A 12,123-nucleotide genomic window follows, 5' to 3' on the forward strand; every position below is an offset into this window, starting at 1 on the left:
GCCCGGCGACGGGCCTCAGAACGGCGCCTCGTCGTCCGGCGGGATAGGGGGCGCCCCGAAGCCGTCGCCACGCCCCAGGCCGGCGTCGTCGTGCCCGTCGGGCGTGTAGTGCATCGTCAGGTTCTCGAAGCGGGCGAAGTGCTTGACGAAGGCCAGGCGGACGTCGCCGATGGGGCCGTTACGCTGTTTGCCGATGATGATCTCGGCCAGCCCCTCGGTGGAGTTGCCGTGCTCGTCGACCGTGATGCCGTAGCGCTCGGGCCGGTAGATGAACATCACCACGTCGGCGTCCTGCTCGATCGAGTTATGCACGACGATGTCGTTGGCGACGAAATTGTGCGGACCGGGGACGGTGAGGTCGAATACCTCCTCCACGCCATCGGGTTCGATGGAGACGATCTGGTCCCAGTAGAGATCGCTTTCCGCCAGGCGGGCGAGCAGGCCCGCCCCCACCACGGCAGCGACGCGGCGTGCGCGATCCCGGCTCAGGTTGGTCTGATACAGAGCCGTTCCACAATACTGATGGCCCAGGCGGGCCTGCATCTGGCGGGTGGTGAGGCCGGCGCGTTTCATGGCCGGCACCACCAGCGCCTGCCAGACGCTCCGGGGGATCACGTCCCGGTTGGTATTCGCCTCGTGGGTGTGCAGAGATGCTTGCCCGGATCGTTCCGGCTGGGCGACGTGCCGGGGGAGCGCAAGGTGTTCTTCCGGGGAGAGGGCATCCAGGCGTTTCCAGCCCTCCACCGTCAGGAATTTGTGGTTGGCCGTTGCGCGGATGGTGCGGCCGAGGCGGGTCGTGATCTTGTAGACCGGCTTGACGCCCGTGGGAAAGGCCCGGCTGACGGGGGCTCGGACCAGCTTGAGGGTCGCGGGATCTACCGCCCACACGTCGAACCCGCCGTGGGGATAGCGTTCCACCAGGTCGCGGAGGGGGACGCGTCGGCCCGTATCGGCCCGCGTGACGAGCGTGTCGCCGGTGAGGCAGCCGGACTCGCGGAGGTCGGAGAGCTGCGGGCGTTTGTCGCCGCCGCGCGTCTCAACGGCGCGGCTGAGCTGCGAGAGGGCGATGACGGGCACGTCCAGCTCTTTGGCCAGGCTCTTGAGCGAGCGCGAGATCTGGGCGATCTCCTGCTCGCGGTTGGCGCTACGCGAGAGGTTGGTCCCGTGCATGAGCTGGAGGTAGTCCACGATGACGAGCCCGATATCGTGCTCGGCTTTGAGGCGGCGGCACTTGGCGCGGAGCTCCAGGATGGAGAGGCCCGGCGTGTCGTCGATGAAGATGGGGGCGGCCGAGAGGCGGCCGGCGGCCCGGGCCAGGCGCGGCCAGTCGTCTTCACTGAGGCGGCCGGTGCGGGCCGCCTGTGCGTCGACGCGGGCCTCGGACGTGAGCAGGCGCTGCGCCAGCTGCTGGGCGCTCATCTCCAGCGAGAAGATCGCCACGCCGGTGCCCATCGTGGGGTGCAACGCCGCGTTCCGCGCACAGGCCAGCGAAAAGGCGGTGTTATGCACGCAGATGTCGTTGGCAACGAAGTTGTGCGTCTCCGGAATGGTCAGGTCGTAGACCTGCTTCACCCCCACGGCCTCGATGGCCACGATCTCGTCCCAGTACACCTCGCTCTCGGCCAGATTTTTCAGGCCGGCATGGTCCAGCGCCCCGGCCAGGCGCCGGAGCCGATCCCGGCTGAGCGCGCGTTTCCCAACGTGCAGGTTCGTATAGCCCCGGAGGCCGGCCTTCTGGCCCAGCGCCTGCCACGACGCCGCCCCTTTCGCGGCCCGCAGCTGCTCCCAGACCCCGACCGGGACCAGATCGCGGTTGGTCTGGTACCGTCGCCCTCGGAGCGCTTCCCGGACGCACGCCAGCGCCTCCTCTTTGCCGAACATACCAATCTCCCGCACGAACGTCTCGATGGAGCGGGCGTCGGTGATGTCGAGCTGCCAGGCCGTGCGCCGCCCCGCCCGGTATTTCACCCGGCGCTCTTTCAGGCGCGCGATGATGCCGAAACGCAGCAACAGGTGCTGGACCTGACGCGCCAGCCGCTCGCTGGCCGTGGCATAGCCGAGCTGCGGCTGCCCGCTGCGGAGCACCGTCGCCCAGCCATCGGTGGCAAACAGGCGGTTCAGGAACAGCGCGACGAGTGGCTTCTGGAGGGTGAAGACCACGGCCGGGATGTGCTTGGTGTGGGCCGAGCATCCCCAGAGGCCCAGGGCCTGGAGCCACCGGGTGAGGGCGTTCTGGCTGGACCGGCTCATGGCCGCATGTCCCTCGGGCGCCAGCGTGGCCGCCGGCACGTCCAGCGCGTCGCAGAAGCGCTCGAAAGGTGCGGCACGGGGAGCCGGCGTCCCGGCCTGCCATTCCTCCACGGCCCTGCGCGTCACGCCAACGGCCCCCGCTACGTCTGCCGTGCCAGCAGGATGATCCTGCAGCATCGACGTGAGGGTGCGTGCAAAAGCCCGGCGGTTCCGGATCGTCGCGGCCGCATCGCTCGCCACACGGAGGGTGGACGTGCGCCGCCCGCCCGAGGTCGATACCGTCGTGGTCAGCCCGCCGAAGGCCTCCACGGCCCGGGCGAAATCCTCGCGGAGGGCCGGGTTGCCGTTGGTGAACTCGGGGCACGTCTTGGTCAGACAGCCGTCACCGATGAGGTAGGCCAGCAGCTTGACCCGGTGCGCCGGAAGGGTTACGCTGCCGAAGACGTCGAGGCGGCGCGGGACGGCCACATGGTCGCCCACCCGCAGGGCCGAGAGCGGCTTCCAGCCTTCGATGGTGAGGAACGGATGGGTCAGGGTGGTCTCGATCGAGCGCCCCAGCCGGGTGCGCACCCGGAAGACCGGCTTGAGGCCATCGTCGACGTACGCCGAGGGCTCGGTGAACCCGAAGCGCCCGTTGGCGTGCAGGGTCAGCAGCCGGGCCCGCCGCCGCCGGTAGAGCGCTTCGATGGTGACCAGGCTCCCGTCTTCCAGAAGGATCTCACTGTCATACGCCAGGCATTTCCCCATCGACGGGCGCGCGGCGATGATGATCAGGTCCGACTTCTGCCAGCCGCCGGTCATCTCGTCGAGGCGGGTGAAGCCGCTGGGCACGCCGGTGATGCCGCCCTCGCGCCCGTGGATCGCCTCGAGTTGCGCCAGCGTCTCCTTGAGCACCTCGTTCATCGACGCGGCGGCCCGGCGAAGCTGCGTGTCCGAGATGCGGAAGATCTCGGCCTCGGCCTGGTCGAGCAGCTCGAAGGCATCCGCCCCGGGGTCGTAGCCCCGGCCGATCAGCCCGGTCATCGTCTCGATCATCTTTCGCAGGAGCGACTTCTCGGCGATGATCCGGGCGTGATACTCCACGTTGGCCGCCGAGGCCACCTTCGTCGTCAGCTCGGAGATGTAGTAGGCCCCGCCGACGTCGTCGAGTTCGCCCCGGCGCCGGAGCTCTTCCGTGAGCGTGATCAGGTCGACGGGATTACCGCGTTCGAAGAGGCTCAGGATGGCCAGGTAGATCTTCTGATGCTTCGCGCTGTAGAAGGCGTCCGGCGGCAGGATCTCGATGGCGCGGGGGATGGCTTCCCGCTCGATGAGCATCGCCCCGAGGACGGACTGCTCCACGTCGACCGCCTGCGGCGGCACACGCCCGCCCGGGGAAGCGGCCTCGGCACGATGGCGCCGGCCCCCGCGCATCAGCTTTTCGAGCGGGTACGGCTGGCCCTCGTCGTCGATGTTGAAGGGTCGCTGGGGAAGGTCTTCGTGGTCCGCCATGCCGGGTTCGGGTCAGCCGTTCGAGGGATGCGGGGGGGCCTGGGTGTGCCCGGTGAGCTGGTCGTAGCGCGTGCGGAGCAGCTTAACGTCCTCCCAGGTCGGACGTTTCCACTGCGGGTTGCGCAAAAGCGCCGCCGGATGGTAGGTCACCATCAACGGTAACCCGTGGAAATCGTGGAACTTGCCACGCAACGATGCCAGCGATGACTGCCGCCCGAGCAGGGCATTGCCGGCGGTTTTGCCCACACACAGCAGGAGCCTGGGCCGGACGAGTTCGATCTGCTTGTAGAGGATGGGAAGGTGCGCCTCGATCTCGGCGGGCAGCGGGTCCCGGTTGTTGGGAGGACGGCTCTTCAGAATGTTGCAGATGTAGACCTGGTCCCGCCTGAAGTGGATGGCTTCCAGGATCTTGTTGAGCAGCTGCCCGGCCCGTCCCACGAAGGGTTCGCCCTGCCGGTCTTCATCCGCCCCCGGCGCCTCGCCGATGACCATCAGGTCCGCGTTCGGGTCGCCCGTGCCGAAGACGGGGTTGAGCCGCTGCGCGTCGAGGGGGATGAGGACCGTCTCCGCCACATAACGGGCCACCTCGTCGAGCGTGTTCATGCGGCGCAGGGGAGATTCCGGCGGGATGAGCGCGGCGATCCGTTCGTAGGGCGAGAGGGCAGGGTCTTCATCCGGGGCGACGGGGTTGCCGAACAGATCGAGCGTGGGCATGACTTCCGGGGGCGTGGGTGGGGAAGACGAGCGGCCGGCGGCAGGCGACGCGGCGAGCCGGCCCGCCACGGCACCGGACACCGGTGCGGAGGGAACAGGCGCTTCTGCCTCCTCCAGGGGAACGAAAGCACCGGAGAGGGCCATTTCGAAACGCAGGGCCGATCGAAGTTCGTCCAGCAGGGTTTGCATGGTGCCGGGGCCTCGCCCCTCGTTGGGTCCGGTGCCTGCCTCCATAAGCCCGGTAAACTTAGGCCCGGCAGCACGAATTTCTCAAGGCCGCCGGGCCCTTCGACCGGCTTTTCACACGGAGACGAAGAGCCCTCGAGGCCATGGCGCAAACCACCGGGCCGCGCGGGCGTATAGGGACCGGACCGTCCCACCCTCTCCCTGACGTCATGCGCATCCGTACCCTGCCGCTCCTGTTCACGCTCGTGCTCTCCGGCGCGGCCTGCCGGGACGAGGCCCCCCAGGCGCCGGAGCCCGCCCCCGAAGCCACGGCCACCGTCGTGCGCGAGGTGCCGCCGGACACGCTCGCCGCCCGCCTCGCCGCCGAAAGGCCCCCCCTCGTCCTCGACGTGCGGACGCCGGAGGAATACGCCGGGGGGCACGTCCCCGGCGCGCTGAACATCCCGCACACCGAGGTGGCCGCCCGGCTCGGCGAGCTGGCGCCGTACCGGGACCGGGAGATCGTCCTCTACTGCCGCAGCGGCCGCCGCGCCGGAATCGCCGCCGACGTGCTGAAAGAGGCGGGCTTCTCCCGGCTGGCCCACCTCTCGGGCGACATGCCGGGCTGGGCCGCCCGGGGGCTGCCGGTGGAGCAATGAGCCATCTCGCGTCGCTGCTCGGCCTGTGCGTGTTTCTTCTGGCCGCGTGCCGCACCACGCCGGACGTCCCCCCCGGCGTGGTGCCGCTCTCGGCCCGGTTCGATTCGCTGGCCCAGCCCTATGCCTTTGCCCTGCCCGTGCTGGCCCCGGTGGAGGGCGTGGGCGGCGTGCGGGCCGGGGACTGCGGCCGGTGCCACGAGGCCCACTACGCCGAGTGGCGGGGCTCGACGCACGCCCGCGCCCTGCACGACCTCCAGTTCCAGGCCGAGATCACCAAACCCGACGCGCCGAAGTGGCTCTGCCTGAACTGCCACGCCCCCGCCGGCAACCAGCGGGCCAGCCTGGTGACAGGCCTCGACGGCGGCGACGTCCTCCGCCCCGTGACGCGGCCCAACCCCGCCTTCGACGCGCAGATGCAGGCCGAGGGGGTGACATGCGCCGCCTGCCACGTGCGCCCCGACCCGGAAACGGGCCGGAGCGTCATCGTCGGCGCGTTCGAGACGGACCGGGCGCCGCACCCGGTGCGCGTGGACCCGGCCGCCCTGCGCGACGTGTGCCGCCGCTGCCACGACCCGCAGGGCGAGCCCCTCACGCGCAACCTGGTATGCTGGTTCGAGACGTACCGCGAGCTGGAGGAAGGACGGGCGGCCCTGCCGCCGCCGCTCCGCTCGGCGGACTGCGTGACGTGCCACATGCCCGCGACGCGCCGCCGCCTGGCCGTCGGGTTCGACGACCTGCCCCTCCGCACGAGTCACCGTCACTGGTGGACGGGCGGCGGCGTGCCCAAGACGTTCGGCGCCTACGACAGCCTCCTGGCGCGGGGTTTCGCGCCGGCCCTGGACGTGGCCTGGGCCGGCCTCGACGGGGTGGACGGCGGCGACTCCCTCCGCCTCACCCTGCACCTTACCAACCGGGCGGCCGGCCACCACCTGCCCACCGCCGACCCCGAGCGCTTCCTCCTCGCGCTCGTCTCCCTCCACGACGCCGGCGGCGACACGCTGGCCTCGACCCGCCTCCGCATCGGGCAGACGTGGGCCTGGAACCCCGCCCGCAAGCTCGCCGACCACCGCCTGCGCCAGGGCGAGACGCGGGTGTGGACGGCCACGCTCCCCCGCCCGCCCGGCCCGCCCCGGGGCCGCCTCGACGTGACCGTCCTCCACGTCCGTCTCACCACGTCGAACGCCCGCCACATGATGACCGGAGCCCCCGCGGTGGACGAAGCGCTGCTGCCCGGCGGGCGCCGCCTCGTGGCCGAGCTGCCCGCCCACTATCCGTTCGCCACGTACATCTACGCGGCCTCGCTCGACCTCGCCACCGGCGCACGACGGGTCGCCACGCCGGAGGAGTTGATCGCCCGCTCGAAGGCCGAGCAGGGACGCCCCCTCCCGGAACGCGTGTACTGAGCCGGCTCCGTGCCCGCTTCCGGCGAGACAACCGGAACCTGTTTATCTTCCCTCGACGAGAAGCACGGTAGACGTGCCGGTGCAGGGCATAGAAAACCGGGAAAAAACCCGGAATGCGATGAAAACGAGAACATGGTGCCTGTTGCTGTGCGTGGTGGCCTGGTGGCCGGCCCTTCCGGCCGGTGCCCAGGAGCTGTCGGCTACCGAGATCGTGCGCCGCGCCGACGAAAAGATGCGCGGCACCGAAAGCAGCACCGGCGAGGTGAAGATGACCATCGTGCGCCCCACCTGGACGCGCGAAATGCAACTCAAGACCTGGGTCAAAGGGACGGACTATGCCCTCATCCTGGTCACCGCGCCGGCCCGCGAGCGAGGCACCGCCTTCCTCAAGCGCGGCAACGAGATCTGGAACTGGCAGCCGAGCATCGACCGCGTGGTCAAGCTGCCGCCCTCGATGATGAGCCAGTCGTGGATGGGCTCCGACTTCACCAACGACGACCTGGTCAAAGAGTCGAGCATGGTCGAGGACTTCGAGCACCGGCTCCTGGGCAGAGAGGAGGTCGGCGGCAGGCTGTGCTACCAGATCGAGCTGACGCCCCGACCCGACGCGGCCGTGGTGTGGGGCAAGATCCTCACCTGGATCGACCGGCAGGATTTCGTGCAGATGAAGGCCGAGTTCTACGACGAAGACGGCTGGCTGGTCAACACCATGGTCACGACCCGGGCCGGAGAAATGGGCGGCAAGGTGATCCCCATCGTCATGGAGGTGATTCCCGCCGACAAGCCCGGCCACAAGACCGTGATGGAGCAGTTGAGCATCGAATTCGACAAACCCATACCCGACGACTTCTTCTCGATCCAGAATATGAAACGGCTGCGCCTCTGATGGGCGCGGCCGTGCCGGACGGGCCGGTGCGAAGCCGGTGCCGGCGGGCCGATGCTTTTTCCGAAAAAGGCTTTCGCCATGCGAACCCTTGTCGTACTGGCCTGGCGCAACATCTGGCGGAACAAGCGCCGCACGTGGATCACGGCGGCTTCCATCTTTTTCGCCGTGCTGCTCTCGACCCTGATGGTGTCCATCCAGAAGGGGGCCTGGGATCGCATGGAAGAGAGCGTGGTCAACTATTACTTCGGCTACGTGCAGATCCACGGCCGGGGCTACTGGGAAGACCGGTCCATCGACCGGGCTTTTGCCGAGACCGACAGCCTGCGGCGCCTGGTCGAGGAGATACCGGGCGTGGAGACGACCGTGCCGCGGCTCGAATCCTTCGCGCTGGCGGCCCACGGCGAGCGCACCCTCGGCGTGATGGCGGTGGGCATAGATCCGGAGCGAGAGCACGCCATGACCCGGTTGCGCGAGCGCCTCGTGCAGGGCAGCTACTTCGAAGACGACGAAGAAGCCGTGCTGGTAGCCGAGGGCATGGCCGAACGCCTGAACACGCAGGTGGGGGATACGCTCGTGCTGTTGAGCCAGGGCTACCATGGCGTCAACGCGGCCGGCAAATATGTGGTGAAGGGCCTGATCCACTTCGGCTCGCCCGAGCTCAACCGGCTGATGGTCTATCTACCCCTGCCGGTGGCCCAGTACTTCTACGGTGCCGACGGGCTGATCACTTCCATTGCACTGAAGGTGACCGAAAAAGACGACGTACCGCAGATCCTGGCCACCCTGCAACAGAGGCTCGACACCACGCGCTACGAGGTGATGGACTGGCACCAGATGATGCCCGAACTGGTGGAGGCGCGTGCCGTGGACACCGCCGGCAACTACCTGATGCTGCTCATTCTGTACCTGATCGTGTCGTTCGGCATCTTCGGCACCATCCTGATGATGACGGCCGAGCGCACGTACGAGTTCGGCGTGCTGGTGGCCATCGGCATGCGGCGCCTCCAGCTCTCGGTCGAGGTGTGGCTGGAGGTCCTGTTCATCGCCTTTCTGGGCACGCTGCTGGGCTTTCTGGCCAGCTTCCCGCTGGTGTACTACTTTCACCGGCACCCGATCGACCTGTCGGGCTCCAGAGAGCTGGCCGAGACCTACGCGCAGTTCGGCTTCGAGCCGGTTTTCCCGGCGGCCTTCGAGCCGATGGTGTTTCTGGGCCAGGCCATCGTGGTGTTCATCATCACCTCGGTGCTGGCGTTGTACCCGTTCTGGAAAATCGGCCGCCTGCAGCCGGTGACGGCCATGCGCCACTGAGGTCCATGTGCGGCACCCCGGCGGATCCGGTTTGCAAAAGCCCGAATCATGCTGCTGAAGATAGCCTGGCGAAATATCTGGCGAAGCCCCGTACGCAGCTGGGTGGTGATCGTGGCCATCGCCCTGGGCGTGTGGGCGGTGATCTTCCTGATGGGCTTTTCTACCGGGATGGCCAACAGCTACGTGGACAGCGCCATCCGCCTGGAGGTGGGCCACCTCCAGGTGCACCACCCGGAGTACCTGACCGACCGCGAGGTGCAGTTCGTGCTGCCGCAAGCCGACTCGGTGGCGAACCTGATTGCCGCCGGGCCGGGCGTGCAGGCCGTGAGCGTGCGCACGCTCGTCGGCGGCATGCTGTCGTCGGCGCGGGGTAGCCATGGCCTGCGGGTGCGTGGTGTAGATCCTGCCGAAGAGGCAGCCCTCTCGCAGCTCGACCGGAAGCTGGTGGAGGGCGCCTACCTGCCCGAAGGGCGCCGCAATGCCCTCTACCTGGGAAAGAAGCTGGCCGACCGGCTGGGCGTGCGCCTGCGCTCGCGGGTGGTGCTCACCTTCCAGGACCTGGAGGGCAACATCACCTCGGCGGCTTTTCGCGTGGCCGGCCTGTTCGACGTGGAGAACAATGCCTTCGAGGAGGGCACGGCCCTGGTACGCCGTGAAGACCTGAACCGCGTGCTGGGCCGGCCCGGCGCCGCCCACGAAATCGCCGTCTTGCTGGAGGATGCCGCTCTGGCCGACACGGTGGCGGCCCGCCTGCGCAACCGCCTGCCCGGGCTCGACGTGCAGACCTACATGCAGCTCTCGCCCGAGATCCGGCTGTTCGAGTCGCAGATTTCCGCCTCGGTCTATATCATCATGGTCATTGTGATGCTGGGGCTCATCTTCGGCATCATCAACACCATGCTGATGGCGGTGCTGGAGCGCGTGCGGGAGCTGGGCATGCTCATGGCTATCGGCATGAACAAGCTGCGTGTCTTTGCCATGATCATGCTCGAGACCCTCCTGCTGGGACTGGTGGGGGCACCCCTGGGCATCGCCGTGGGCTCGGTTATGATCCGGTGGTATGCCCGCCACGGGCTGGACTTGAGCCGCTATGCGCAGGAAGGCCTCAGCGAGTTCGGCATGTCGGCCGTGATTTTTCCCGACGTCTACCCGGGCATGTATGTCGAACTGGCCGCCGCCGTGCTGATTACGGCCGTCCTGGGCAGCCTCTATCCGGCCTGGAAGGCCGTCCGGCTGCGGCCCGTGGAGGCCCTGCGCAAGCTCTGACGGGGCGTGCACCGGCCCCGCACCATGACGCCTGGAACCGGATGAACCCCACACGCCCCGGCGGCCCATGGCCGCCGGGACCCTGACCCCTACCCACCATGAACGTGCTCGACATTACCGGCGTGACGAAGGTGTACAACCCCGATACCGTGCCCGTGCATGCCTTGCGCGGGGTGGACCTCGAGGTGTCGGCGGGCGAGTTTACGGCCATCGTGGGACCGTCGGGCTCGGGCAAGACGACCCTGCTGAACCTCATCGGCGGGCTGGACCGGCCCACCGCGGGCCAGATACGCATCAACGGCATCGACCTGGCCACGCTGTCGGCGAACAAGCTCATCGACTTCCGGCGCGACCACATCGGCTTCGTCTTCCAGTCGTACAACCTCATCCCGGTGCTGACGGCGCGCGAGAATGCCGAGTTCGTCATGCTGCTGCAGAAAAGGCCGCGGGCCGAGCGCGAGGCGCGCGTGACGCAGTTGCTGCGCGAGGTGGGGCTGGAAGACAGGATGGACTACCGGCCCACCCAGCTCTCGGGCGGGCAGCAACAGCGCGTGGCCGTGGTGCGCGCCCTGGCGCCCCGGCCGCGCTTCATCCTGGCCGACGAACCCACGGCCAACCTCGACTCGGTGTCCACGGCCAACCTGCTCGACATCATGGCACGCCTCAACCGCGAAGAGGGCGTCACCTTCCTGTTTTCAACCCACGATCAACGCGTCATCGACCGGGCCCGCCGCGTGGTGCGCCTCGAGGACGGCCAAATCGTTTCGGATGAGGTCTTTGACCGGTAAGGTACTGCTGCTGGGGCTGCTGCTCGGCCCGGTTCCCCTGGTCGGCTCGGCTCAGACGCCCGACGCGGGCGGCTCCCTTGACCCGTGGCAGGCTTCGGGCTACGTCAAGATCCTGCAATCGGCCATCTTCCTGGAGCCGGTGTCGCCCCGGCTTCCCTTCGAGACGCAACTCTATGACAACCTTCTGCACCAGCGCCTCAACCTCGACTGGTACGCCAGCGAGCATTTGAGCCTGCAACTGGGGTGGCGCAACCGCCTGTTCTGGGGCGACCAGGTGCGCCTCTTCGGTGCGTCCTTTATCGAACTGCAGGAGGAGGGCGACGAGCTACTCGACCTGAGCTGGGGCCATGCCTCTCCCAGCGGCGTGGCCGTGCACAGCGCCATCGACCGCCTCTACGCCACCTGGACCCGGGGCCTCTGGGAGGTGCGCCTCGGCCGCCAGCGCATCAACTGGGGCATCAGCACCATCTGGAACCCCAACGACCTGTTCAACACCTTCTCGTTCGTCGACTTCGACTACGAGGAGCGGCCCGGCAGCGATGCCCTGCGCATCCAGCGCTACCTGGGCTTCGCCGCGCGCCTCGAACTGGCCGTCCGCCCGGCCGGCCGCCTCGACGAGGCCGTCATCGCCGGCCTCTACGCCTTCAACAGGGCCGAATACGACGTCCAGATACTGGCCGGCCGCATGCGAACCGACTGGGTGCTGGGGGCCGGCTGGGCCGGCGCCCTCGGCGAGGCCGGCTTCAAGGGCGAGTGGACAGCCTTCTACGACCCCGAGGCCGACCGCATCGACCTGGCAGCCACCGTCGCCCTGGACTACATGTGGCCCGGCGCCTTCTACCTCAACGCCGGCTTCCTCTACACCAGCACCGGCACCACCGACGGCGCCCTCGACCTGTTCGGCTACCGCCCCTCGGCCAAAACCCTCTACCCCTTCACGTACTCGCTGCTGCTCACGAGTTCCTACGCCTTCACCCCCCTGCTCAACGGCAGCCTCACCCTCATCTACAGCCCGGGCCCCAGCCATACCACCTTCCTCAACCCCACCCTCACCCTCTCGATAGCCGACAACTGGGACCTGGCGCTCGTCGGCCAGCTCGAGGCGCTGCGCCGCGACGGCACCGGGACCTTGCCCGTCAAGGCGGCCTTCCTGCGCCTGAAGTTTTCGTACTGACGCCCGGGCACACCATGCC

General features: G+C 68.4%; 9 protein-coding genes. 7 read left to right on the forward strand and 2 right to left on the reverse strand.

Annotation, left to right across the window (positions count from 1 at the left end; all coding sequences use genetic code 11):
• Positions 1-15 precede the first annotated feature (15 nt).
• A complete protein-coding gene (gene dnaB / locus GQ464_RS09895) occupies positions 16-3,741 on the reverse strand; it encodes a replicative DNA helicase (protein ID WP_166979378.1) in 3,726 nt (1,241 codons plus the stop codon).
• Between the two features lie 12 nt (positions 3,742-3,753).
• On the reverse strand, positions 3,754-4,455 hold the full coding sequence (locus GQ464_RS09900) for a uracil-DNA glycosylase (RefSeq protein ID WP_228350174.1): 702 nt from the start codon (positions 4,453-4,455) through the stop codon (positions 3,754-3,756).
• A gap of 395 nt (positions 4,456-4,850) precedes the next feature.
• On the opposite strand from GQ464_RS09900, the gene GQ464_RS09905 reads away from it, so the two are divergent.
• From GQ464_RS09905 to GQ464_RS09935, 7 genes are all read left to right on the forward strand, one after another.
• Complete coding sequence (locus tag GQ464_RS09905; RefSeq protein WP_166979372.1) at positions 4,851-5,279, forward strand: rhodanese-like domain-containing protein; 429 nt, start codon at positions 4,851-4,853, stop codon at positions 5,277-5,279.
• Positions 5,276-6,682, forward strand: a complete 1,407-nt coding sequence (locus tag GQ464_RS09910; protein ID WP_166979370.1) for a multiheme c-type cytochrome — start codon at positions 5,276-5,278, stop codon at positions 6,680-6,682. Before GQ464_RS09905 ends, GQ464_RS09910 begins: the two co-directional genes overlap by 4 nt.
• Positions 6,683-6,800: 118 nt before the next feature.
• A complete protein-coding gene (locus GQ464_RS09915; RefSeq protein WP_166979368.1) occupies positions 6,801-7,568 on the forward strand; it encodes an outer membrane lipoprotein-sorting protein in 768 nt (255 codons plus the stop codon).
• Positions 7,569-7,646: 78 nt separating this feature from the next.
• A complete protein-coding gene (locus GQ464_RS09920) occupies positions 7,647-8,876 on the forward strand; it encodes an ABC transporter permease (protein ID WP_166979366.1) in 1,230 nt (409 codons plus the stop codon).
• 48 nt (positions 8,877-8,924) lie between these two features.
• Positions 8,925-10,142: an ABC transporter permease gene (locus tag GQ464_RS09925; protein ID WP_166979364.1), complete on the forward strand. Its 1,218-nt coding sequence runs from the start codon at positions 8,925-8,927 to the stop codon at positions 10,140-10,142.
• Positions 10,143-10,240: 98 nt separating this feature from the next.
• Positions 10,241-10,930 (forward strand): ABC transporter ATP-binding protein, encoded by a 690-nt coding sequence (locus tag GQ464_RS09930; RefSeq protein WP_112325805.1) that lies wholly within the window; start codon positions 10,241-10,243, stop codon positions 10,928-10,930.
• Positions 10,911-12,104 (forward strand): hypothetical protein, encoded by a 1,194-nt coding sequence (locus tag GQ464_RS09935; protein ID WP_166979362.1) that lies wholly within the window; start codon positions 10,911-10,913, stop codon positions 12,102-12,104. Before GQ464_RS09930 ends, GQ464_RS09935 begins: the two co-directional genes overlap by 20 nt.
• Positions 12,105-12,123 lie beyond the last annotated feature (19 nt).

The organism is Rhodocaloribacter litoris, assembly GCF_011682235.2.
Lineage (GTDB): Bacteria > Bacteroidota > Rhodothermia > Rhodothermales > ISCAR-4553 > Rhodocaloribacter > Rhodocaloribacter litoris.